Source organism: Bradyrhizobium sp. AUGA SZCCT0105 (genome assembly GCF_018129565.1).
Classification (GTDB): Bacteria; Pseudomonadota; Alphaproteobacteria; order Rhizobiales; family Xanthobacteraceae; genus Bradyrhizobium.
Genome location: NZ_JAFCMK010000006.1, coordinates 272,436 through 296,582, shown reverse-complemented (window position 1 = coordinate 296,582; position 24,147 = coordinate 272,436). Strand labels below are relative to the sequence as shown.

Annotated in this window: 22 protein-coding genes and 3 tRNA genes; 11 read left to right on the top strand and 14 right to left on the bottom strand. The window is 63.5% G+C overall.

From position 1 onward, the window contains the following. Positions 1-3,762, bottom strand: coding sequence for an autotransporter domain-containing protein (locus JQ573_RS27465; RefSeq protein WP_312011644.1), 3,762 nt, complete (start codon positions 3,760-3,762; stop codon positions 1-3). Positions 3,763-3,889: 127 nt separating this feature from the next. Next, the gene (locus tag JQ573_RS27460; RefSeq protein WP_212315470.1) at positions 3,890-4,846 is read right to left on the bottom strand and encodes a TRAP transporter substrate-binding protein; all 957 of its coding nucleotides are present in this window, start codon (positions 4,844-4,846) and stop codon (positions 3,890-3,892) included. 256 nt (positions 4,847-5,102) lie between these two features. On the opposite strand from JQ573_RS27460, the gene JQ573_RS27455 reads away from it, so the two are divergent. The 5 genes from JQ573_RS27455 to JQ573_RS27435 all read left to right on the top strand — a co-directional run bounded on the left by JQ573_RS27455 (position 5,103) and on the right by JQ573_RS27435 (position 7,582). Then, positions 5,103-5,306 carry a hypothetical protein gene (locus tag JQ573_RS27455; RefSeq protein ID WP_212314874.1) on the top strand — a complete coding sequence of 68 codons (204 nt, stop codon included), beginning with the start codon at positions 5,103-5,105 and terminating at the stop codon, positions 5,304-5,306. A 52-nt stretch (positions 5,307-5,358) separates the two neighbouring features. After that, positions 5,359-5,607, top strand: a complete 249-nt coding sequence (locus tag JQ573_RS27450; RefSeq protein WP_212315514.1) for a hypothetical protein — start codon at positions 5,359-5,361, stop codon at positions 5,605-5,607. Positions 5,608-5,706: 99 nt separating this feature from the next. After that, complete coding sequence (locus JQ573_RS27445; protein WP_050405629.1) at positions 5,707-5,907, top strand: hypothetical protein; 201 nt, start codon at positions 5,707-5,709, stop codon at positions 5,905-5,907. A gap of 39 nt (positions 5,908-5,946) precedes the next feature. Further along, positions 5,947-6,114, top strand: coding sequence for a hypothetical protein (locus JQ573_RS27440; protein ID WP_244549469.1), 168 nt, complete (start codon positions 5,947-5,949; stop codon positions 6,112-6,114). Positions 6,115-6,280: 166 nt separating this feature from the next. Continuing rightward, positions 6,281-7,582, top strand: a complete 1,302-nt coding sequence (locus JQ573_RS27435) for a hypothetical protein (protein WP_212314876.1) — start codon at positions 6,281-6,283, stop codon at positions 7,580-7,582. A 46-nt stretch (positions 7,583-7,628) separates the two neighbouring features. On the opposite strand, the gene JQ573_RS27430 is transcribed toward JQ573_RS27435, so the two are convergent. Beyond that, a complete protein-coding gene (locus tag JQ573_RS27430; RefSeq protein WP_249132456.1) occupies positions 7,629-8,507 on the bottom strand; it encodes a class I SAM-dependent methyltransferase in 879 nt (292 codons plus the stop codon). 363 nt (positions 8,508-8,870) lie between these two features. Between JQ573_RS27430 and JQ573_RS27425 the strand changes: the two genes are divergently transcribed. Continuing rightward, entirely contained in the window at positions 8,871-9,110 is a 240-nt protein-coding gene (locus JQ573_RS27425) for a hypothetical protein (RefSeq protein ID WP_212314884.1), read from the top strand. Position 9,111: 1 nt separating this feature from the next. Here the strand turns inward: JQ573_RS27425 and JQ573_RS27420 are convergent. Next, positions 9,112-9,188 (bottom strand) — tRNA-Asp (locus JQ573_RS27420). 331 nt (positions 9,189-9,519) lie between these two features. Between JQ573_RS27420 and JQ573_RS27415 the strand changes: the two genes are divergently transcribed. Both JQ573_RS27415 and pepT read left to right on the top strand, forming a co-directional pair. Continuing rightward, positions 9,520-9,819, top strand: a complete 300-nt coding sequence (locus JQ573_RS27415) for an HU family DNA-binding protein (RefSeq protein ID WP_016847738.1) — start codon at positions 9,520-9,522, stop codon at positions 9,817-9,819. Positions 9,820-9,978: 159 nt separating this feature from the next. Then, positions 9,979-11,235, top strand: a complete 1,257-nt coding sequence (pepT, locus tag JQ573_RS27410; RefSeq protein ID WP_212314886.1) for a peptidase T — start codon at positions 9,979-9,981, stop codon at positions 11,233-11,235. Here pepT and JQ573_RS27405 read toward each other — a convergent pair whose 3' ends face one another. The 5 genes from JQ573_RS27405 to JQ573_RS27385 form a co-directional block, all read right to left on the bottom strand. Next, on the bottom strand, positions 11,236-12,087 hold the full coding sequence (locus tag JQ573_RS27405; RefSeq protein ID WP_212314890.1) for a class I SAM-dependent methyltransferase: 852 nt from the start codon (positions 12,085-12,087) through the stop codon (positions 11,236-11,238). A gap of 33 nt (positions 12,088-12,120) precedes the next feature. After that, the gene (locus tag JQ573_RS27400; RefSeq protein WP_212314891.1) at positions 12,121-12,426 is read right to left on the bottom strand and encodes a YciI family protein; all 306 of its coding nucleotides are present in this window, start codon (positions 12,424-12,426) and stop codon (positions 12,121-12,123) included. Between the two features lie 22 nt (positions 12,427-12,448). Next, positions 12,449-12,745: a hypothetical protein gene (locus JQ573_RS27395; protein ID WP_212314893.1), complete on the bottom strand. Its 297-nt coding sequence runs from the start codon at positions 12,743-12,745 to the stop codon at positions 12,449-12,451. Positions 12,746-13,010: 265 nt separating this feature from the next. Continuing rightward, positions 13,011-13,087 (bottom strand) — tRNA-Val (locus tag JQ573_RS27390). A 78-nt stretch (positions 13,088-13,165) separates the two neighbouring features. Further along, positions 13,166-13,570, bottom strand: a complete 405-nt coding sequence (locus tag JQ573_RS27385; protein WP_212314895.1) for a GFA family protein — start codon at positions 13,568-13,570, stop codon at positions 13,166-13,168. 203 nt (positions 13,571-13,773) lie between these two features. Between JQ573_RS27385 and JQ573_RS27380 the strand changes: the two genes are divergently transcribed. Beyond that, complete coding sequence (locus JQ573_RS27380; protein WP_212314897.1) at positions 13,774-14,442, top strand: GntR family transcriptional regulator; 669 nt, start codon at positions 13,774-13,776, stop codon at positions 14,440-14,442. 1 nt (position 14,443) lies between these two features. Further along, positions 14,444-15,655: an MFS transporter gene (locus JQ573_RS27375; RefSeq protein ID WP_212314899.1), complete on the top strand. Its 1,212-nt coding sequence runs from the start codon at positions 14,444-14,446 to the stop codon at positions 15,653-15,655. An 81-nt stretch (positions 15,656-15,736) separates the two neighbouring features. On the opposite strand, the gene lon is transcribed toward JQ573_RS27375, so the two are convergent. The 5 genes from lon to JQ573_RS27350 all read right to left on the bottom strand — a co-directional run bounded on the left by lon (position 15,737) and on the right by JQ573_RS27350 (position 22,664). Beyond that, positions 15,737-18,166, bottom strand: coding sequence for an endopeptidase La (gene lon / locus JQ573_RS27370; protein ID WP_176530994.1), 2,430 nt, complete (start codon positions 18,164-18,166; stop codon positions 15,737-15,739). 319 nt (positions 18,167-18,485) lie between these two features. Next, entirely contained in the window at positions 18,486-19,760 is a 1,275-nt protein-coding gene (gene clpX, locus JQ573_RS27365) for an ATP-dependent Clp protease ATP-binding subunit ClpX (protein ID WP_092114668.1), read from the bottom strand. A 454-nt stretch (positions 19,761-20,214) separates the two neighbouring features. Further along, the gene (locus JQ573_RS27360) at positions 20,215-20,850 is read right to left on the bottom strand and encodes an ATP-dependent Clp protease proteolytic subunit (RefSeq protein WP_092114669.1); all 636 of its coding nucleotides are present in this window, start codon (positions 20,848-20,850) and stop codon (positions 20,215-20,217) included. 206 nt (positions 20,851-21,056) lie between these two features. Then, positions 21,057-22,415: a trigger factor gene (tig, locus tag JQ573_RS27355; RefSeq protein ID WP_092114670.1), complete on the bottom strand. Its 1,359-nt coding sequence runs from the start codon at positions 22,413-22,415 to the stop codon at positions 21,057-21,059. 164 nt (positions 22,416-22,579) lie between these two features. After that, positions 22,580-22,664: transfer RNA gene (locus JQ573_RS27350), tRNA-Leu, on the bottom strand. Positions 22,665-22,799: 135 nt separating this feature from the next. Here JQ573_RS27350 and JQ573_RS27345 point away from each other — a divergent pair. Then, positions 22,800-24,131 carry a multicopper oxidase family protein gene (locus JQ573_RS27345; RefSeq protein ID WP_212315471.1) on the top strand — a complete coding sequence of 444 codons (1,332 nt, stop codon included), beginning with the start codon at positions 22,800-22,802 and terminating at the stop codon, positions 24,129-24,131. The last annotated feature ends 16 nt before the right edge of the window (positions 24,132-24,147 follow it).

The window sequence follows — 24,147 nt, the reverse complement described above, 5'->3', positions numbered from 1 at the left end:
TCACCACTGATACCGCACCACGCCCTTGCCGGCGTAGCTCGAGGTGACGTTGGAGAACTCGCCTTCGAACGTTGCGGCCGCCGACCAGCCGTTTCGCCAGTTCATCGCGAGCGACGCCGTGGTCAGCGCGGAGTCGCTGGCCTGTGCGGCGCCGTTGACGACAAAGCTCGCGCCGGGCAGCGCCTGGAAGGTCGCGGCGGCCGAGCGGCTGGGATCATAGTCATGCGCCCAGGCGAAACGCGTGCGCAGCGTCAGGATGCCGTCCAGCACCGGGAAGGATTTGTCGGTGCGGAGGCCGAGCTCGCTGCGTGTGTCGGTCAGGCTCTTGCCGCCATAGGTCAGTGCAAACGTCGAGAGGCCCGAGATCACCCGCTCGGCGTAACCAGGCAACTCGAAAGTCGTGAACTGGCCGGCGGCGTAAGGCCTGATGCCGACGCCGCCGATCCACGGCGCGACGAAACGATAGCCACCCTCGAGCCGCCCCGAATATGCGTTGGCATTGAACTCGGCGCGGAGCTGGTCGACGCCTGCCGCGGTCACGGTGCGGTTGGTAGTGATGTCCTGCCAGCCATAGGCGAGCGCGGCCGAGACATAGGCCGCGCCTTCGGTGTGGCGGACATAGGCGCCGGCCTGGAACAGATCGGACCGGCCGCTGCCGCTGCCCGCGACGGAGAAGCTGGTGCCGCCACCGGCGATCGCAAAGCCCGCAATGGTGTTCGGCGAGAACTGGTAGTCGGCACCGACCGCCGTGCCATAGACGCTGCTGGTGGTGTCGTTCGATCCGACGACGGCGTTGCCGCTGGTGGATTGCGAACCGCCGAAGCCGGCGGCCCAGACGCTCCAGCGCGGCACGAACGGCATCGGCGGCGCCTTGGTGAACATGGCGAATGCGTCGGTCTTCCTGGCTGCGGCATAGGCGCTCGCATCGCCCTCGTCCGCATAACCCGGTGCGCCCGGCATCGCCCCCGCTCCGCCCGTGCGGTTCATGAAGGGATCGGTGAGCAGCCCCATGAACAGGTTCATGGCATCGAACGTCGTCTGCTGCGAGCTGGTCGCCAACTCGCCGGACGCCTGCGTCAGCCCCACCGGCGTGAGCGTGCCATAGGCCATCGGAATGCCGCCGGTCGTGTTGAAGAAATTGACCAGCGTGTTGCCGACGGCCCGCTGATTGCCGGAGAGGCCGCCGCCGAAATTGGGTGTTGGTGTCGGCGTGAAATCCAGCGCGAGATTCAGAAAAACATTGTCGGCGTCGTAGCTCAGGCTCGACTTAAATCCGCTCGGCAGATTGGTGTTGACCGGTCCGTTGAACGTGCCCTTCACGCCGCCGGTGGCATTTACAACGGTGTACTGCTTGGCGACATACGTGCCCGCCACAAAATTCGCATTCACGGTCGCGCCGCCGAGGGTCGCGGTCCCCGTCACATTGGTGCGGTCGGCATTGGTAGGCGAGACTTCCACCAGGTAGCTCGCCGCTGACGCGAAAACGAGATTGCCCTGAACGGTCAGGAGTCCAATCGAATTGCCCGGCGAGAGCGTACCGTCAGCGTTGATGGTGGTGTCGCCGACCGTGCCATTGCCGCCGAGCGTGCCGCCGGCATTCACCGTGGTCGAAGATATGATCGAGCCATTTACGGCGAGCGTGCCGCCGTTCACGGTGGTCGGACCGGTATACGTGTTGGCGCCGGAGAGCGTGAAGGTGCCGGTGCCAATCTTTGTAAGACCCAGCGTCAGATTCAGAGATGCACCGTTCGAAATCGTTCCCGAGAACGTGGTCGATGAGTTGTCGGCACCGGACGTCAGGATCACCTGGCCGGCCGCGATTGGACTAAGCACCTTGCCCGCGCCCGCGAGCGAGCCAATCGTCTCGTCATTTGCGATGCCCAGAGTCGCACCGCTGGCGACCGTCACGGCTGACGTATCGGGAATCGCATTGCCGTTACCGACCTCCAACGTTCCGGCGTTGATGATGGTCGCTCCACCATAAGTGTTTGTTCCGTTCAACACCAAGGTGCCTATGCCGATCTTGGTCAAGCCCCCGGAGCCGCCGACAGCGGAGGAGATTGACAGAATATCGAAAGGACCACCGTTAGCGACGTCGAAGGTGCCGCCGCCGCTATTCAAGGTAATGGCGCGGGTCGGCGAAAGCACAAGTGAACCGGCACCCGTGTATTGCAAAGTACCACCGTTGAAGGTGAGCGCGCTGCTTGCCGCCCCGAGATTGGCTTCGGTCGAGATCGCCAGCATCCCCTGGTTGATCGTCCATGGCGTCACAGCCATCGTCGTATTGGTCAGCGTCCAGGTGCCGGTGCCGGTCTTCACGAAGGTCGCAAAACCCTGATACTGCCCAGCTGACCCGATCGTGGACACGTCGAAGCTCGCACTACCCACGCCACCCAAGCGCAACGTGTCGCTGCCGGTGCCGGCCACGTTGCCAATGATGGTCGAGCCTGCTTGCAGTTCGAGTATATTGCTGCCACCGGTAAAGGTGATGGCGTTGGCGCGAATGCCGCCCGCACCAGATATCCCGCCGGCAATGGTGCCGCTGTTGATGACGGTGAGATCGGCACCCACAATGCCGGCACCACCTGTCCCTGCCGTACCTGCAATCGCAATAGCACCGCTACCTGCGGCGCCTCCGACACTGCCATTGCCGCCCTGGATAAACCCATTATTGATCAGCTCGGCTGGCACACCGGCGCCGAGAACTCCCACGCCCCCCGATCCGCCATCGCCGCCATTGCCGCCTGTGGGTCCGTTGCCACCCACCCCGCCGACCCCGCCAAGACCTCCTTGAATCGTACCCGTGTTGGTGAAGACCGCCCCGGGCCCTTCAAGCTTCAGGCCAGCCCCGCCACCGCCACCACCGCCGCCGCCGCCGCCCGACGCCGAGGCGTTGCCGCCGCTGCCACCCGTTCCACCGGTGCCGCCCGTCAGCGTAGAGCCGTTCGAGCTTGCGACAGCCCCCGTCACGACCAGGGCATGCCCGCCCGAGCCGCCGCCACCGCCACCACCACCGTCAGGGCCGGGACCGCCGCTGGTGTTGCCGCCGCTGCCTCCGGTCAGGCCTGTCCCGCCGACGATCGGTGCAACATTCTGGATGAAGGGGACTGACAATCCGTTGGCGCCGCCGGCGCCGCCCGCGCCACCATTGCCGCCCGATGCGCTGCCGGAGGTATCTCCAAGCCCGCCCTGGCCACCCGGCGCGCTACCGGCGCCACCGCCTCCGCCACCTCCACCACCGCTGGCGGTGCCGGCAGCCGCACTGGTGCCCGGTGCTCCCGCCAGGCCGTCCGCTCCGCCTGCACCACCGATACCGACCAGATTGGGAGGAATGCCATGATGGGCATTGCCTCCCGTGCCGCCATCAGCGAACGCCGGCGCGAGCGGCGACCAACAGAGCAAAGAGATCAGTGCAAGCGCTGCAGCACCGGCCGACATCGACGTCAGGTCTCGTCCGGAGGATCGCCGTATTCGGACCTCCGCATGTTTCATTTCGCCGACGGTATCGCCCAGCTCTGTGGCACGCTCAGGCGCAGATACAAAGGAACCACTGGGAAGCCGCTGATCACAACAGCACGCACGGGTTCGAAAGCGTTCAACAACGGACACGCGCATGGCATTCCAACTCGGGCCGCATAGGCGGCCACTGAAAATCTCAGCGGGAGGTTGTATCCCCTGAGATAACCTGCCGCATGACAAAAAACAAAAATGGAACCGAAAGCGCGACGATGTGCCTTCTTTGCCACAAAGCGTGGCCCGCACAATCTCCCACGCCCGCGCAACACGATCGCGTGCGACCTTGGCGGGATCCTTGCGGAAGCATACCAATCGAGCATTGCGAGGCCGGCGCGACCGGCTGCTGCATTTGCTGTTCGCGATCTGCGCGGCGTTACGTCAGCTTGCCGGTGTATTTCTCCAGCGTCGCCCAGGCGTCCGCGCCATAGGTCTTCTGCCACTGCGTGTAGAAACCGGCTTTCACCAAGGCTGCCCTGAACTGCACGGGATCGGGCGTGTTGAAGGTCATGCCCTTCTCGGTCAGCTCGGCTTGCAACGAGCGGTCCATCTCGACCAGATCGGCGCGCTCCTTCACCGCCGCCGCGTCGAACGCCGCATTGATCAGCTCGAGCAGATCGGGCGGCAGGGCCGCCATCGCGAGGCGGTTGCCGAGGATCCAGTAGCCGCTCCAGCAATGGTTCGACAGCGCGCAGTATTTCTGCACCTCGTAGAGCTTTCCGGTCGAGACCTGTGCCAGCGGATTCTCCTGCCCTTCGACGATGTGGGTCTGCAGCGCCGAATAGAGTTCACTGTAGGAGATGCTCGACGGCAGCGCGCCAAGTCCTGAGAACAGCGACGTGAGCAATGCCGTCACCGGCACGCGAATCTTGAAACCCTTGAGATCGTCGACGCTGTTGAGCTGCCGGCTCGACGACGAGGTGATCTGGCGGAAGCCGTTGTCCCAGACCTTCTTCAGCGGCACGACGCCGGTCCTGGCGATCGCATCGCGGACGATGCCGCCGACGCCGCCGTCCATCGCCGCCCAGACCTGATCGTAGGACTGGAACGCAAAACCGATGCTGGGCAGCCCCGACAACGGCACCAGCGTCGACAAGGTCATGCTGGGTGCCGCCAATAGTTCGATACCGCCGGCGCGGACCTGCGACAGCATCTCCGGATCACCGCCGAGCTGGCTGTTGGCGAACACCGTGATGTTGACCCGGCCGGATGACTGCGTACCGACCGCCTTGGCCGCCTCGGCCAGACGGATTGTTAGCGGATGGGTTTCCGGAGTGTTGACGCCGAGCTTGAAGTCGAACTCTGCCGCGGCAAGAGACGGCTTACCAAACATCGCGGCGGCAACTGCCACGGAGCCGGTTCCCAGCATCCGGCGGCGCGTCATATTCCTTGTTTTCATTATTGTTTTTCTCCCAGGCGCAGTCCGCGCCCATGGCCAGTTTCAGCCCTCTCCCGCTGTGACGCAAGGCACGGTGAAACCAATCGGCCCGTGGCACGAAACCATTTCCGGGAACTCACGAAACGATCCGGAAACAGATGGGGCTTACCAGTAGCTGCCATAGACGGCGCATAGACGCCCGGAGGCGACCATGAACCACTCGATCCATTCAGCCGATCGCGCGACCCACCTCAAGATTGTGGTTGTTGCCCTCGTTGCGGCCATCGGGGTTGCGGCTTTCGGCATCTCGGCGCGGAACAACGCGGAGTTCACCCAGACCGCCCAGACCAACCAGGTCATCAAGGCCGGCAAGCCTGTCGCGATCACCTCCTCGGGCACCTCGACGGTCCGCTAAAACGTATTCAGGCTTCGGCAGACAAAGCGGCCGCCTTCGGGCGGCTTTTTTGTTGGGTCTGATCGTCTTGCGCTCCGATCAGGGCGGTGTGACCTTCGCCAGGTTCGGCTACGGCGATTGCAGGACCACCGAGACCGGGGCGCGCGAGATCGCTACCGCTGGTGCTCGACCTCGACGACACCCTGATCAAGGACGACCGTTCGATCTGAGCTTGTTCTCGATCCTGCGCCGCAATCCGCTGCTCGTTGTTGCATACGCGGTCTGGCTGACGCGCCACCGCGCAGCCGCGGCGAAATCTTAACCGCCTCCTAACGCGGTCGTTCGATTGCAATCCGCTCCGCGACCCCAGTTTTAAAAATTGTTCCATTAAGCTCGGCATCAACAGAGGCGCAGGCCCATAATGAATTTGCAGCAGCAAGTAATTTCGACCGGCTTCAAGATCATCTGCACGGATTGCGGCAGCCTGGCGATCAAGGTCGCCGATCCCGCGCATGCGTCCGGCGACACCATCATCGAATGCCGCCGCTGCAACGCCGTGCGCGGCACCGTGGCGGATCTGCACACCCTGGCGCGGCGCGGCCGCGACCTGTTCGAATTCTAACCCCCGGCGCCGCCGATGCTGTCAGACCCGAACGCGACCATGCAGAGCGACATTCCCCTGGACACGGTCTGGTCGATCCTCGAGGCCGCCAACGAACTGGGCGATACCCACACGGTTGACGCTTGCCGCCGCATCATCGACGCGAATTTGCGCGGCGAGGCCCCGGGACAATCCGACCTCAACGCGGTCGCCGCATTCTTTGCCTGATCAGGGCGGCGCGTTCCGCGTTTGTGAATTCAATGCGGCGCCGCGGTGACAGATCGCCCGGCGGAAACATAACAATACAGGCCGAGACGTCGCTTAACCTTGCCTGACTTGATTAGCCCGAGGTCGATCGGCTAGCTGTCGCACAGCTTTCGATTCGGACGGGCCGATGCAATTGACGCGCGACGACCTGACTGTCGGGGTCACAATCCCTGGGTTTCTCGTCCTCAGCACCGCCTCGATGATCGCGTGCGGACACGCGTTCCCGGCGATGCATGTCTGGCGCTCCGGCATCACGGCCGAGGCCATCCTCGGCACCGCGATCATGGCCGTCTTCATCCCGGCGTTCATCGCGGGCCGCTTCAGCTTCGGTTATCTGGTGAGCTTCTCACTGCTCTCAGCGGTGTTCGGCTTCGTCTGGCTCAGCTTCTTCAGCGCGTTCGATTATCCGCATGCCATCGCCCGCTGGGCCATGATCGCCGCGCTTGCCGCCGCGATGATCCCCCTGATGTTCCAGAATATGCCGGTTTGGCGGCCCGGCCTGTCCGAAACGGCGATCAAACGCATTGCGCTGCTGCTGCTGGCGTCGTCCTTGGCCGTGCTGGTCGCCGACATCTCGTACGGCGCCAGTCTCGGCAATCCCTATGGTGCAGCCCGCAACGCCGTCACGCGGCCGGCGCTGTTGAATTATCTCACCGGGATCATGATCGGCGCGGTCCTTCCCTATCTGTTCGCGCATTTCGCATCGCGCAGGCAATGGATGCAGGCCGCTTGCGTGTTGCTGTTTGCGCTTTGCTTCTATCCGGTCGTCAACAACAAGACCGTGCTGCTGTTGCCAATCTGGCTGCCGTTTCTGTTCTGGCTGTTCGGCCGGTTCACCCCGCGGCTGGCCACGGTGCTCACATTCCTCATTCCCATGATCATTGGGCTCACGGCGTTCGCCGTGCTCGGCGCCGACAGGGACTACGTCGTGTTCAGCGCCATCAATCTGCGCTTCCTCGCAATCCCGTCGCTCGCCCTTGATCAATATGCCGACTTCTTTGCACACCGCGACCTGACCCGGTTCTGCCAGATCACGATCGTGCGACAGGTGACTGCCTGCCCGTACGGCGAGCTCGGCCCGGCGCTCGGAGCGATCTATCGGGACGGCAATTTCAACGCCTCCTTCCTCGCCACCGAGGGCATCGCGTCGGTCGGTCTCGCGCTCGCGCCGGTTTCGGCACTCGTATGCGGCCTGATCCTGTCGGTGGGGTCGATGGTCTCGCGGCACCTGTCGCCGCGCTTCATCGCGGTGTCCTCAGGCATCGCCGTTCAGGCCATCATGAACGTGCCGCTCACGACAAGCCTGATGTCGAACGGGATCGCGCTGCTGTTCCTGCTGTGGTGGCTGACGCCCGAATGGCGAGCGGAAGCTTCGCAGCATAAGCAACAGTCAACGCGGCCCGTCGATGCGGTCGGTGTCGCGGCCTGAGCGATCGACAGCCGCGACCAAGCAACGCCGATACGACCCTGTGGCCTTACTTCTTTCGGAGAACGATGATGCTCTGATACGGTGAGATCCCGTTCATGCCGACGTCAACGAGATCAAATCGGTCGGTCCAGTGCATCTCGATGTACCGCTTGCTGATGATCGTCTCGCCGTAGGTCATTTCGCCATCGACCGGATAGCTTTGCGGATAGAAGTAGAATCCCTCCCGCGCCACAGTCTCGGCGATCTTTTGCTGATCCCAGCCGGGCAATTTGGCAATCGGCTCATAGAATGCGTATGCCGGCGGCCGAATGGTCAGAAGAAACAGACCACGATTCTCCAGAGAATCGTGAACCGCGGCCAGGCATGTGTCGCTTGCGGCAGGCGAGAGGTGCGTCCAGATCGATAGCGCGTAAGCGACATCGAATTTCTGGTTGAACGGCAGACGTCTCGGCAGGCTGTCCGACAACACGATGTCGGCGTGCGGGTTGGAGCGCTGCGCGACCTGGATGATGCCCTTGTGCGGATCACACCCATGCAGATTACGGAGCGGCGCATCCTTCATGAAGTACCGGAGCACACTGCCCCAGCCGCAGCCATAGTCCAGCACCTCGCATTCATCGAATGGCTTATCCAGATGACGCCTGAGCTTATCGTGCAACAAGCGATAGGTTTCGATGACGGCGGCACCTAACTCCATCCCGGAACGACCGCTCCAGTTTTTCTGGGTCCCGGCATCAGGCGGATCGGGAATGGCGGCCTTGATGGCCTTGAAGCCATCATATTCCTTCCAGAGCAGCACGTTCCACAGATACGGATCGTCGATCCATTTGAGCGCGTCGTAGACGGACTCTCCCCTGCGACAGGCGGCGTCCGCTCCTTCCAGTTCGTCGTTGTAATATTCGTTCAGCCACGAACTCCAATTCATCGGCACGCCTCCGTGTTAGGTTCGCTTCATCGGCCCTCGCCCACGCTCGCGTCGTTTGAATGTCCTGACTGTCTTCGCTTACTCCGGCAACTTTAAGACCCGTCGAAAGCGTGTGAGTTCCGCAAGGTGGTGGAACCGCTGATGTCGTTTCTGCGCCATGGACGAGCGATCGCCGTTCACCAGGGGTGATAGCGACAGACCTCAACCGCAGAACATGGATCTGTTCCGTCAGCTGCCATCGCGCCGCCGGCGACAAGACGCTGAAGACGAAGACGACGCATGCCATCGCAGAACCCGCGTCGGCAACGTCGACCGCAATGTGGTTACATCGGATGACACACGCGCAGGCGCGGAAACCAGTTGATGACCGTTGTCGAGGGTGACGCTGGCGGCGCGGCGGGGAGGATCGACACGATGGCAAAAATGGTCAGTCACAACTATAAGTTGCGCGAGACTTGCAGCCCGGCAAACGTCGGGAGCACCCGCCGTTTCGACCACGGCCAGCGCATCAGGACGGACCTGCCCGAGGCACAAAAACGCATTCCGGCGACCTCCCAAGAGATGCTCTTGGGAACCGACATTTCTGCTAAGTCATTGAAATAAATGGCGCGAGAGACGGGACTCGAACCCGCGGCCTCCGCCGTGACAGGGCGGCGCTCTAACCAACTGAGCTACTCCCGCGGATGCCGATCATCGGATTGATCCGCGCAGGAACGAGGGCATAAAGGCCCGCATCCCGATAGTCAAGCACGTTGCGGAGCCCTGCATAGCGCGGGCATTTTCGTGCTGTGGGCGCGAGTTGTCGCCTGTTTTCAGGGGAAACGGCGTAGTCAGCAAAGCCCCGAATCAAATAAGGCCTGATACGTCTGGGTTTCCTGTGGCCGGGCTCGGCGCTGCCCGTTCCCAGAACCGGCGGTTTCAGGACTTTTCCGGACGCATTTTCCCGACGCGAACGGCGCGCCATTCGCGTGAAAGCAGCAATCCAGCCATTCAGCAACGAAGAGGGCCACACATGGCGAAGAAAGCAGCGACCCCGGCGACGATCACGCTGAAGCATCTGGCGGCGGCCATCGCCGAGGAGCAGGAGCTGTCCAAGAAGCAGGCCGAGGCGATCCTGACCGACATGGTCACCCGGATCACCAAGCACCTCAAGAAGGGCGAGCGGATTCGTATCGTTGGCCTCGGCATCCTCCAGGTTCGCAAGCGCGCCGCCCGCATGGGCCGCAACCCGGCGACCGGCGAGCAGATCCACATCAAGGCAAGCAAGAAGGTCGCCTTCCGTGCCGCCAAGGAGCTGAAGGAAGCCGTCTAGGGTTCTTAACTTGCTTGATACCAAGCGCCATTCCGGCTCGCGACGCGGCCCCGGAGTGGCGCTTTTCTGTTGTAGAGTTGTCTCTCGATGCGCTTTGCTTGCGCGAACCAACTTCGCCTGAGCGCCTTATTCCTGTTCTCCCACCCTTGCGCGGTCTTCATGCTGGCACCGGCTCTCGACTTCAAGCACACCGTCACCGAGCGCTTCCTGCGCTATGTCGTGATCGACACCCAGTCCGACCCGGATTCACTGACCACGCCTTCGACCGAGAAGCAGAAGAACCTCGGCCGCCTGCTGGTCGCCGAGCTGCAGGCGATCGGCATATCGGATGCGCATCTCGATCCACACGGATACGTCTATGCGACGATCCCGGCCAACACTGACAAGACGGTGCCGGTGATCTGCTTCTGCTCGCACATGGACACCTCACCCGACTGCACCGGCAAGAACGTCAAGCCGCAGGTCGTGAAGAATTATCGCGGCGGCGACATCGTGCTCCCGGCCGATTCCTCGCAGGTGATCCGCGCCGCCGAGCACGAAGCGCTGGCCGACCAGATCGGCAATGACATCATCACGACCGACGGCACCACCCTGCTCGGCGCCGACAACAAGGCCGGCCTCGCCGAGATCATGGACGCCGCGCATTTCCTGGTCACCAATCCGCAGGTGAAGCACGGCACCATCAAGATCCTGTTCACGCCGGACGAGGAGATCGGCCGCGGCGTCGACAAGGTCGACATCAAGAAGCTCGGGGCCGATTTCGGCTACACCATGGACGGCGAGACCGCGGGCCACATCGAGGACGAGACCTTCTCCGCCGACGGCGCCAGCATCATCATCGAAGGCGTCGCGACCCATCCGGGCTTTGCCAAGGGCAAGATGGAGCACGCGATCAAGATCGCGGCCGCCATCGTCGATCGCCTGCCGAAGGACACCTGTTCGCCCGAGACCACGGAAGGCAAGGAAGGCTTTCTGCATCCGGTCGCGATCTCGGGAGCGCTGGAGAATGCGCGGATCGACTTCATCGTCCGCGATTTCACTGAGCAAGGCCTGAAGCAGAAGGAAGCGCTACTCGAGAAGATCGTGCGGGACGTCATGAAGGGATACCCGCGCTCGACCTACCGCATGGAGGTCAAGCAGCAATACCGCAACATGAAAGAGGTGATCGATCGCCACCCGCAGATCGTCGCCTATGCGATCGAGGCGATCGAGCGCGCGGGGCTATCGCCGGTGAAGACCTCGATCCGTGGCGGCACGGATGGCTCGCGGCTTTCGTTCATGGGACTGCCCTGCCCGAATATCTTCGCCGGCGAGCACGCATTTCATTCGCGGCTCGAATGGGTGAGCCGCCAGGACATGGAGAAGGCCGTGCAGACCATCGTGCACCTGGCGATGATCTGGGAGCAGAAAGCCTGATCAGGCCCGCGCCGTCACGATCCAGATCGCGCCGGGCAGCAGCACGGCATCGCCCTTCGCGAACGGCGTCAACGCCTCGCGGATCGAGGTGACGGCGGCCGCCCTTAGGTCATCCGGCTGTTCTTCCAGTGCGCGGCTGGCGGGCCCGATCTCGAGCGCGCTCTGGACGGCGGCATCGATTCCGCGCCCGATCGCGACGTCGAACTCAAGCCGGCAGGGCTCCATCGCGATGCCGGAAAACCCCGCTTCGCCGAGGATCCGGTTCACGCGCGCTTCGGACGCGAATGAGAACGGACCGGGGTCTTCAGGACCAAGCTGCGGCAGCTTCGGCACGTGCTTGTAGACGGCCTGCAACGGCGCCATGAAGAACGGATTCTCGCGCGGCTCCTGCCAGCAGGCGAAGGCGAGCCGGCCCGATGGCTTCAGCGCCTTGTGCAGATTGGCGAACGACACCGCCGGATCGGCAAAGAACATCACGCCGAAGCGCGACGCCAGCAGATCGAAGCTTGCGGGATCGAACGGATAGACCGTGGCGTCGGCAAGCGCATAGGTGACCGGCGCATCCTTCGGCGTGCTTTGCCGTGCCCGCTCCAGCATCGGTCCGGAGACGTCGACGCCGAACACATGGCCTGATGGCCCCACCTTGGTCGCAAACCCTTTCGTCGAGGCGCCGCTGCCGCAGCCGACATCGACGATGCGCTCGCCGGCCTTCGGCGCGGCGCGATCGATCAGGAGGTCGAGCACCGGCTGCAGCACGATATCCTGCGCGGCCTGCCTTGAGGCCCAGCGCTGACCGCCCGGCCCGTTCCAATATGCAATCTGATCGGCGTTTTGCGGATGGCCTGCGTTCATGCGATCCAAACCTGTTGAGAAGTTGCGCCGATCCTAGCAAGTCTCGCGCGTGGCCGCGCGCAACATCGGCATGACCTGATAGGTGAATCCGGCATTGGCCTTGCTGACGGGATCGTTGGCGACGATCTCCTGCGGATCGGCATCGTCAGAAAGTTGCAGCACGCCCAGTCCCCAGACGCCGGCGGGATCGGCCACCGGCCCGAAGATCAGCGCCTTGCCGGCTTGCAGCAATTCGCCGCAATAGGCGACATGCGCCTGCATGATGGCGGCTTCCCGCGGCGTCATGTCCTGCGGAAAGGTCGGGCGCGGTCCGGTCAATTTGCAGACGTAATACTTCATCGACCTGGTGCGCTCTCTCGGATTATTTGGCGGCAGCGCTGGTAGGCTTGGCCTGCTTCGGCGCAGGGGTTGTTTTGGTGGCATTCGCTTTGGGAGCGGCCTGCCCGTCATTGCTGCGCGCAATGCCCCACGGGTCGGTCGGCTTCTGGTCCGGCACACCGCTGAGCGCGCGCTGGTAGGCGCGCTGCTGCCGCGCCTCGTTGGCCAAATCCGAAGGCGACTTCTCGATCTCTTCGCGATAACGCTGAACATGGTCCTGCTGCGCCAATGCCGGTCCGGCAATCATGGTGAGTAGAAAAATCGCGGCGAGTTTGCGCATGCATCAAGTTCCCGGTTAGGCGCGGAGAATAGCATTGCAGCGGTGTCGGCATCAAACCTGAGCGGCAAGAATGATGATGAGGGCAGTCATACTTTTGTCCGCCTCGGCACGTAGCTCGCGGGGAACAGCAGCGATGGGATTTTGAACCAGTCCGCCTTCGCTCTTCGAGCTTCGGCGCGACAGCCTTCGCCCTGCGACACCGAACAAGTGGATGAATTCATCCACAAAGGCTGGCTTGCCCAGCCGTAGCCCGCAGGGCGAAGGCTGGTAGGCGGCGAGAGATTCGAACTCCCGACCCTCTCGGTGTAAACGAGATGCTCTAACCAGCTGAGCTAGCCGCCCTTACCTGCGCGCCTCTTTAGCCTCGCCCGCCCCTCGGGCGCAAGGTCACCAGGGCAGCGAGGGCTCAATCGTTGCGCCTCAATCCATCGGCCGCGCCGGCAATCCCTTGAGATCATTGATCCAGGGCGCGGCGGAGCGGCACCAGACCTGGCGTCGCGGGGTCAGTTCGCCGCGCTCGCGAATGCTACCCCAGCGGATACCCCAATCGTCGGGACCGCCGTCCTCTCCGCTCGTGAACAAGGGGGAACCACAGTCGCCACAAAAATGCTGGAAGCGGATCCGGCCGTTATCGCCCCGCTTGCCGTAAATCTTCGGTGCACCTGCGGTCAGCCGGACCTGCTCGGCGGCGCAGATCACCGTGACGCGATAGGGCGAGCCGGTCAGCGCCTGGCAGTCCGTGCAATGGCAGATCGACACCCGTTCGGGATCGATCTCCGCCTGATAGGTCACGGCCCCGCAGTGGCATTGCCCGTCGATCTGCATCTGCGTTCTCCCATTCAGCATTGTCCAATAAGGCCGTCCCCGAACTGGCGTTCCCTGCGCGATGCTGGCCGGTTCGGGTCCGCACGCTGCCAACCGGTGCCCGATCGAGCAACGCCGGTATCCCAAAACGGGATTGTTTGGGATACCAATTCGGGATACGTCGACAGAGCCCCAAAACTCTACTCCCAGGCCGGCAGACAGCGATGTCGCAGATGCTTCAGATCCACGACGAGCTCCGGGAGATGATCCTCTCTCTCGACCTCGGCCCCGGCGAGCGGCTGACGGAGCGCTGGCTCGAGAGCCGGTTCGAGGGATCGCGCACGCCGATCCGCGCCGCGCTGGTGCGGCTCGAAGGCGAAGAGCTGGTCCGCCGCGACGGCCGCAACTGGATCGTCGCACCGATCGACCTCGGTGAGCTGGCCGCGCTGGCGGAGTTCAGGATCCCGCTGGAGACGACGGCCGTCCGCCTCGCCTGCGCGCGGGCGATCGCGGCCGACATCGCCGGCGTCGAAGCGATGCTGGATGCCTGCCAGTCCGGCGCGCCGCGCGAGGAATGGCACCGTGTCGGCACCGATTTCCATGTCGAGATCGCACGCCTGTCCGGCAATCCCTTCATCGTCAAGGCGATCGCCGGCGCCATGACCCGGCTGTCGCGCGCGCGCTGGCTCGAAGTGTGGACCGAACCCTCGCGCGAGCAGGCCTGGCGCGAGCACCGGCGTATTCTCGGCTTCATCAAGGCCAACGATCCGGAAGCCGCCGCGCGCGAGGCCGCCGACCACATCACCGACACCCGCGATCGGCTGCTGCGTTCGCTGAACGAGGATCGTCGCGGCCTGCGGGCGCGCGGCTTCGCCGTCATCGGGCTGCGCTGACATGAACATGGAAATCGATCGCGAAGCGGCGCTCGACGCCGGACCCTGGAAGCGCAACCTCATCGTCTGCGTGTTCGGCTCCTTCACCACTATCGTGGGGATGACGCTGCTGCTGCCGTTCCTGCCGCTTTATGTCGAGCAGCTCGGTGTCACGGACCATGCCGCCGTCGTGCAGTGGTCGGGCATCGCCTATGGCGCGACCTTCTTCACCGCCGCGCTGACCGCGCCGCTGTGGGGACGGCTCGCCGACCGCTATGGCCGCAAGCTGATGCTGATCCGCGCCAGCCTCGGCATGGCGGTTGCCATGTCGCTGATCGGCATGGCGCACAACGTCTATGAGCTGGTCGGTTTGCGGCTGTTGACCGGCCTGCTCGGCGGCTACGCCTCGGGCTCGACCGTGCTGGTCGCGGCGCAGACGCCGAAGGCGCGGTCCGGCTGGGCAATCGGCGTGCTGTCGGCCGGCATCATGGCCGGCAGCCTGGTCGGTCCCTTGATCGGCGGCGTCCTGCCCGGCCTGATCGGCATCCGCGCGACCTTCTTCCTGATCGGCGGGGTCATCTTCTTCACTTTCCTCGGCACGACTTTCCTGATCCGCGAGGAGGCGCGTCCGAAGGCGGCGAATGGCGGCAAGTCGCGTGGCGGCTGGTCACTGGTTCCAGACAAGCGACCTGTCATCGCGATGTGGGGCACCGGCCTGCTCCTGATGATCGCCAACATGTCGATCGAGCCGATCATCACGGTCTATGTCGCGCAACTGGTCGAGACACCGCAGGTGACGTTCGTGGCCGGCCTCGTGATGTCGGCGGCCGCCTTCGGCAGCCTGCTGTCGTCGTCGCATCTCGGCAAGCTGGCCGATCGCGTCGGCCATTGGCGGATCATCAACGTTTGCCTGGCCGCCTCGGCGCTGCTGCTGATCCCGCAGGCCTTCGTGGTCAGCGGCTGGCAGCTGATCCTGCTCCGCTTCCTGATGGGGCTCGCGCTCGGCGGCCTGTTGCCCTGCATCGCAAGCGTGATCCGGCACAACGTGCCTGACACGGTCACCGGCAGCATGCTGGGCTATTCGATTTCGGCCCAATATGCCGGTCAGGTGATCGGCCCGCTCGCCGGCGGATTCATCGGCGGCCATATCGGCATGCGCGCAGTGTTCCTCGGCACCAGCGTGCTGATGGCACTCGGGGCGATCGCCAATTTCATCGTCGAGAAGAAAGGGTAGTTGCCTGCTCGGCTCCGCGTGATGACCAAAACAAAAACGGCGCCCGAAGGCGCCGTTTCAGTATCTCGATTGGAGCTCGCTTCAGTGCGCCGTCAGGCCGCCTGACGCCTCATCCGAAGCGTCGGGCTTGACGTCGACCTTGCTGGTCTCCTCTTCCCAGACGATCGGCACAGGCACGCGGGTCAGCGCCTTGGCAACGACCTCATCCAGCCGCGAGACCGGAATGATCTCCATGCCGCCCTTGATCGCATCGGAAATCTCCGTGAGATCCTTGGCGTTGTCCTCGGGGATCAGCACCGTCTTGATGCCGCCGCGCGCGGCAGCCAAGAGCTTCTCCTTCAGACCGCCGATCGGCAGCACGCGGCCGCGCAGCGTGATCTCGCCGGTCATCGCGACATCATGGCGGACCGGAATGCCGGTCATGACCGAGATGATCGCGGTGGCCATCGCCACGCCGGCCGACGGACCGTCCTTCGGCGTTGCGCCCTCCGGCACGTGAACGTGGATGTCGCGGCGGTCGAACATCGGCGGTTCGATGCCGTAGACGATCGCGCGCGAGCGGACGTAGGACGCCGCCGCCGAGATCGACTCCTTCATCACGTCGCGCAGATTGCCCGTGACGGTCATCTTGCCCTTGCCGGGCATCATGACGCCTTCGATGGTCAACAGCTCGCCGCCGACATCGGTCCACGCCAGACCGGTGACGATACCGACCTGATCCTCGTCGTCGATCTCGCCGAAGCGATACTTCGGAACGCCGAGGAACTCTTCGATATTCGCCTCGGTGACCTTCACCGACTTCTTCTTGGAGATCATCAGCTCCTTCACCGCCTTGCGGGCGAGTGTGGAGAGCTCACGCTCCAGGTTACGCACGCCCGCTTCACGGGTGTAGCGGCGGATCATCAAGAGCAAAGCCGCGTCGTCGATCGACCATTCCTTGGAGTCCAGACCGTGCTTGGAGAGCGCGCTCGGGATCAGATGCTTGCGCGCGATCTCGACCTTCTCGTTCTCCGTGTAGCCGGCGATCCGGATGATCTCCATGCGGTCCATCAGCGGCCCCGGAATATTCAGCGTATTCGCGGTCGTGATGAACATCACGTTGGACAGGTCGTAATCGACCTCCAGGTAATGGTCGTTGAAGGTCGAGTTCTGCTCGGGGTCCAGGACCTCAAGCAGCGCCGACGACGGATCGCCGCGGAAATCGGCGCCCATCTTGTCGATCTCGTCCAGCAGGAACAGCGGGTTCGAGGTCTTCGCCTTGCGCATCGACTGGATGATCTTGCCGGGCATCGAGCCGATATAGGTGCGGCGGTGACCGCGGATCTCGGCCTCATCACGCACGCCGCCGAGCGACACGCGCACGAACTCGCGGCCGGTCGCCTTCGCGATCGACTTGCCGAGCGAGGTCTTGCCGACGCCGGGAGGCCCGACCAGGCACAGGATCGGTCCGGTCAGCTTGTTGGCGCGTGACTGCACCGCGAGATACTCGACGATACGGTCCTTGACCTTCTCGAGCCCGTAGTGATCGGAGTCCAGCACCGCCTGCGCGGCCTCGAGGTCCTTCTTGACCTTGGACTTCTTGCCCCACGGGATCGACAGCAGCCAATCCAGGTAGTTGCGCACGACGGTCGCTTCCGCGGACATCGGCGACATCTGGCGGAGCTTCTTCAGCTCGTGCTGGGCCTTCTCGCGAGCTTCCTTGGACAGCTTGGTCTTGGAGATCTTCTCCTCCAGATCGGCCAGCTCGTCGCGACCTTCGTCGTCGCCGAGTTCCTTCTGGATCGCCTTCATCTGCTCGTTCAGGTAATACTCGCGCTGGGTCTTCTCCATCTGGCGCTTAACGCGCGAGCGGATGCGCTTCTCGACCTGCAACACCGAGATCTCGCTCTCCATCAGGCCGAGCACCTTCTCCAGGCGCTGGGTGACGGACAACGTCTCCAGGATCGCTTGCCGATCGGCAATCTTGACCGCGAGATGCGAGGCAACGGTGTCGCCGAGCTTGGCGAAATCGGTGATCGCCTGAACCACGCCGACGACTTCGGCGGAGATCTTCTTGTTCAGCTTCACATAGCTTTCGAAGTCGGACACGACCGAACGCGCCAAGGCCTCGGCTTCGACCGAGTTGGCGTCAGTGTCGGCGAGCGCGACCGCGGTCGCCTCGTAGTACTCGCTGCGGTCGGAATACTTTTCGACACGCGCGCGCTCGAGGCCCTCGACCAGCACCTTGACGGTGCCGTCGGGCAGTTTCAGGAGCTGCAGCACGCTGGCGAGCGTACCGGTCTCGTAAATTGAATCGGGTGCCGGATCGTCATCGGACGCGTTCTTCTGCGTCGCGAGCATGATCAGCGCGTCGTTCTTCATCACCTCTTCGAGCGCGCGGATCGATTTCTCGCGGCCGACGAAGAGCGGCACGATCATGTGCGGGAAGACGACGATGTCGCGGAGCGGCAGCACCGGATAGGAATGGCTTTCGCCGTGGACGATCGTTGGCCGGGGTTTTGAAGTCGTCATGGCCTTATCCTTTTGTTTTGCCCCCTTGCACGCAGTCCGCCTGCTTGCGCAACCGCCACAAGGTGCCTTGGTGATCCGGAATTAGATTGCCGTCAGCAGCCGCATATTCCGCATCGTAAAGCGACGAATCTCAACGCATGAGATCCCTCACCGATAGCATTAGGTGGCTATCAGGCGGGGGGGTGTCAAGTCTGAGAAGTGCCGGGAAATATAGGCTAAACAGGCATTTACTGCGACGCGAAAATGGCCTGCTGCTGCGCCGCAACGGCCGCCGGATCGCCCGGCAGCCGCATGAATTGCGACGACAGAAAGTTGCGCCTTAGGCGCTCGCGCTGCTCTCGACGGCGCGATCGGAACGATCCGCGTAGATGTAGAGCGGACGCGCCGTGCCCTCGACGACCTCGCGCGAGATCACGACTTCCTCGACGCCTTCGAGGCCCGGGAGGTCGAACATGGTCTCGAGCAGGATGCTCTCCAGGATCGACCGCAGGCCGCGCGCGCCGGTCTTGCGCTCGATCGCCCTGCGGGCGACCGCGCCAAGCGCCTCGTCGGCGAAGGTCAGCTCGATGTTCTCCATCTCGAACAGCCGCTGGTACTGCTTCACCAGCGCGTTCTTCGGATCGGTCAGGATCTTCTTCAGCGAGGCCTCGTCGAGGTCCTCCAGCGTCGCCACGACGGGCAGACGGCCGACGAATTCCGGGATCAGGCCGTACTTCAGCAGATCTTCCGGCTCGACGTGACGGAATATCTCGCCGGTACGGCGATCCTCCGGCGCCAGCACCTGCGCCGCGAAGCCGATCGAGGTCGAACGGCCGCGCGCGGAGATGATCTTCTCGAGGCCCGAGAAGGCACCGCCGCAGATGAACAGGATGTTGGTGGTATCCACCTGCAGGAACTCCTGCTGCGGATGCTTGCGGCCGCCCTGCGGCGGGACCGAGGCCACCGTGCCTTCCATGATCTTCAGCAGCGCCTGCTGGACCCCCTCGCCCGACACGTCGCGGGTGATCGAGGGATTGTCGGACTTGCGGCTGATCTTGTCGATTTCGTCGATATAGACGATGCCGCGCTGCGCGCGCTCGACGTTGTAGTCGGCGGCCTGCAGCAGCTTCAGGATGATGTTCTCGACGTCCTCACCGACATAGCCGGCCTCGGTCAGCGTCGTCGCGTCAGCCATGGTAAACGGCACGTCGAGGATGCGGGCCAGCGTCTGTGCAAGCAGCGTCTTGCCCGAACCGGTCGGACCGATCAGCAGGATGTTCGACTTCGCCAGCTCGACGTCGTTGTGCTTGGTCTGATGGTTCAGCCGCTTGTAGTGGTTGTGGACGGCGACCGACAGCACCTTCTTGGCATGGCTCTGGCCGATCACGTAGTCGTCCAGGACCTTGCAGATTTCCTTCGGCGTCGGGATGCCGTCGCGCGACTTCACCAGCGAGGACTTGTTCTCCTCGCGAATGATGTCCATGCAGAGTTCGACACACTCGTCGCAAATGAAGACAGTCGGTCCGGCAATCAGCTTGCGAACTTCATGCTGGCTCTTGCCGCAGAACGAGCAATATAGCGTGTTCTTGGCGTCGCTCGTGCCGACCTTACTCATTCATTATCTCCGTCCGCCGTTCGACCTCGTTTGCCAGATCGACCCAATCCGGCACAAAACCGGAGTATTGGGTAGATAGAGCAAATTCCGTACCAAAAAAGACCCTACGCAATACTGACCGTGTGGATCACGGTTTATTCGAATCTCCGCGATCATAGCCGTTGCATTACAGCCAACCATGCTGGCACCCGACTATCAAGAATTCGCTAATCGGGAGGCCGGCTCAAGACCGTGACAATACCGTGATTTTCCACGATCGCACGTGGAATACGCTTCGAAATCCACGGAACGTTGCGGGATTACCACGCCGGACCATGAGCACGAAAGCGGAACTTTCTGCCCCCGCATATGCGCTTGCGAGGTACCCCGCCGTCCTGCTTTGCCGACTATGTGAGGCGTCAATGTGGAGATCACACCGACGCCTCGGGTCGCCTTTCCAGATCAAGCAGCCTTATTAGGCCGCCTTGGCCGCCGACGGGTCTTCCGGCCGCTTGTCGATGACCTTGTCGACGAGACCGAACGCCTTGGCGTCCTCGGCGGTGAGGAACTTGTCGCGCTCGAGCGCGTCCTCGATCGCCTTGTAGGTCTGGCCGGTGTGCTTCACGTAGATCTCGTTGAGGCGCTTCTTGAGATTCAGGATCTCCTGCGCGTGCAGCATGATGTCGGTGGCCTGGCCCTGGAAGCCGCCGGACGGCTGGTGCACCATGATGCGGGAGTTCGGCAGCGTGAAGCGCATGTCCTTCTCGCCGGCTGCGAGCAGCAGCGAGCCCATCGAGGCCGCCTGCCCCGTGCACAGCGTCGACACCGGCGGACGGATGAACTGCATCGTGTCGTAGATCGCAAGGCCCGACGTCACCACGCCACCCGGCGAGTTGATGTACATCGAGATTTCCTTCTTCGGATTCTCGGCCTCGAGGAACAACAGCTGCGCGACGGTCAGCGTCGCCATGCCGTCTTCCACCGGACCGGTGACGAAGATGATGCGCTCTTTCAGCAGGCGCGAGAAAATGTCGTAGGCGCGTTCGCCGCGATTGGTCTGCTCGACGACCATCGGCACGAGGTTCATGTAGGTTTCAACGGGATCGCGCATGAAAGAACCCAAGGGTTAGGGGTGATGCAGAACGTTAAGGCTTAACCCAGATATGGGCCAATTTCCGGCCGACAAGACCGGCACTGGCCGTACTAGCCACCTGGGCAGGACGCAGAAGTTCAAGCCGATTCGCGTCGGCGCGCCTAGCGAGGGGAACCCTCGCCAGGCTTGCTTTCGCGGTTCATCATTAACGCGAGGTGCCGCAATTAGGCGGCAGTTTGCTCGGCGTCTTCATCCTTGAACAGCTCATCCTTGGAGACCTTCTTCTCGGTCACGTTGGCGAGCTCAAGGACGAAGTCGACGACCTTGTCCTCGTAGATCGGGGCGCGGAGCTGGGCCAGCGCCTGGGCGTTGCTGCGGTAGTAATCCCAGACTTCCTTCTCGCGGCCCGGCATCTGGCGCGCGCGCTCGATCACGGCGCGCGAGACCTCGTCGTCGGTCACGGTGATCTTGTTCTTCTCGCCGATCTCCGACAGCACGAGGCCGAGGCGGACGCGGCGGTCGGCGATCTTCTGGTACTCTTCCTTGGCCGCATCCTCGGTGGTGTTCTCGTCGGCGAAGGACTTGCCGGTCGAGTCCATCTCGGCCTTGATCGAGTTCCACATCAGGTTGAACTCTTCGGCGACAAGCGACGGCGGCGCCTCGAATTTGTGGCTCTCGTCGAGCCGGTCGAGCAGCGCGCGCTTGACCTTCTGACGGGTCGCGCCGGCGAACTCGGCGGTCAGGCGCTCGCGCGCGGCTTCCTTCAGCTTGTCGAGCGACTCGAGGCCGAGCGTCTTGGCGAACTCGTCGTCGATCGTGGCCTCCCCGGGCGCCTCGATCAGCGTCGCGGTGGTCTCGAACTCGGCCGGCTGGCCGGCGAGCTTGTCGTTCAGGTAGTTCTTCGGGAAACCAACCTTCAGCGTGCGGGTCTCGCCCGTGCCGATGCCGATCAGCTGCTCCTCGAAGCCCGGAATGAACTGGCCGGCGCCGATCACGACCTGGATGCCCTCGCCGGTGCCGCCCTCGAAGGCTTCACCGTTGATTGTGCCCTTGAAGCTGATGGTGACGCGGTCGCCCTTCTCCGCCGCACCCTCGGTCTTGGCGCTGTACGGGCGGCTGCCTTCGGCGATGCGCTTGATGGCATCGTCGACGTCGGCGTCGGAGACATCGACCACCGGCTTCTCGACCGAGAACGACTTGAAATCGGCGAGCTGGATCTGCGGCACGACCTCGATCGCGACGGTGTAGGTCAGGTCGGTCTTGCCCGACAGCAGTTCCTCGACCTGGTCCTTCTCGGTCGGCATCGTGATCTTCGGCTCGCCGGCGAGGCGGAAGCCGCGATCTTCGAAAATCTGCCGGTTGGTGTCGCTGATGGTCTGGTCGATGGTCTCGGCCATGACGGAGCGGCCGTAGATCTTCTTCAGGTGCGCCACCGGCACCTTGCCGGGACGGAAGCCGTTGAGACGGACCTTGTCCTTGAGGTCGACCAGCTTGGCGCCCGCCTTGGCATCGAGATCGGATGCCGGAACGCTGATCTTGAATTCGTGCTTCAGTCCCTCGTTGAGGGTCTCGGTGACCTGCATGGTATCAATCTTCTTCCGCTTTTGCCGCGGCCCGAGTGGCCGTGGCAGTGTCAATCTGTTCGACGGTGAGCCTTGCGGCCTAACGTCTGTGGGTTCGGCGAACCCTCGTCCCCTTCGGGGCCCAAGGTTCTCCAAGGAATCGTCATGCAAACGCTGTAAGCGCTTGGTGCGGGCGGAGGGACTCGAACCCCCACAACTTTCGTCACTGGAACCTAAATCCAGCGCGTCTACCAGTTCCGCCACGCCCGCGCGAAAAGCATCCAGTCCGGCCGCGATGCCGCGGGCGGCCGGGCTTATAACATGCGCCCACCGGTTCGCAGCAAAAAAATGGCCGCTGGAGAGCCCGCCCTGCGACCGATCGCGGCTGGACAGGTACACTTGAAAATGGTCCGCATCGGCCGGATGGCAAGCCCCGTAGCAAGTCCCGAATTTTCCCTGACCCGGCGCGACCTGATCGCCGGCCTCGGCGCCGCGGCGCTTTGCCCCGCTTGGCCAGCCACCGGCTCGGCGCAGGGCCGGACGGCGGTTACGCTGCAGGCCAAGATCGACCGCATCCTGCTTCGTCCCGGCGGACCCGAGACCCCGGTTTGGTCGCTCGGTAGCGGCGATCTCCACTTCAGGCGCGGTGAGATCCTCGACGTGACGTTCGGCAACGAGCTGCCGGTTGCGGCCGCGCTCGATTGCCGCGGGCTCGATGGCGTCCCGGCCGCGGAGCCGCTGGCCTCTCGGGCGCCCCTTGCCACGGGGGCAAAGGATACCTTCCAGCTGCCGCTTCGGCATGCCGGCACCTTCCTGTGCGAGCCGCTATTCGGGGACGGCGCGGCGCCGGCACGGCCGCGCACGCTGATCGTGACCGGCACCTCGCCCGTGGCGGTCGATCGCGACGAGGTCTTGCTGATCGAGGAATGGCGCCTGCAGCCCGATGGAACTGTGATCCCGCCTGGAAGCGATCCAAAAAATTCGACGCAAATTCATACAATTAACGGCAAGACCTCATACGATATCTCGGCTCCGGCCAATGCCCGCCTCAGACTCCGCTTTATCAATGGCAGCCAACGCAGCGTGCTGGCGGTCAAGCTGGACAACCTCGACGTCCGGGTGATGGCGATCGACGGCCAGCCGGCCGAACCGTTCCCGGCCCGCAACGGCGCGCTGGTCCTGGCTCCTGGAAGCCGCACGGATGTCTTTGTCGATGCGGCTGGTCCGGCCGGAACGAGCTTCCCGATCCTGCTGCACGACGGCAAGCAAGCCCGTCCGGTCGGCAAGCTCACCGTCTCGAACGAGCCGCCAATCCGAACGGCGCCGTTCCCGCCAGCCCCACCGCTGCCGGGCAATGACATGCCCGCTCAGCTCGACCTCAAGAGCGCTACGCGATTCGATCTGGCGCTCGGCGCGCCCACCGAGTGGTTCCGCCCGGCGGATTTCAAGCCGTCAGCGGCCCCGGCCTTTCAGGCCAAGGCAGGCCGAACCGTCGTGCTGGCCCTGACCAATCAGGCCACAATCGCCAGCGTGTTTCACCTGCACGGCCATCACTTCCGTCTGCTCGACCGGCTCGACGACGGCTGGAAGCCGTTCTGGCTCGACACGCTCGCGGTCGAACCGGGCCAGACCCAGCGCATCGCCTTCCTCGCCGAATATCCGGGCCGCTATCTGATCGAGCAGGTCGCGACCGATTGGGCCGCGCCGCGGCTCTTGCGATGGTACAGTGTCCAATAACAAGAAGTGGAAACCG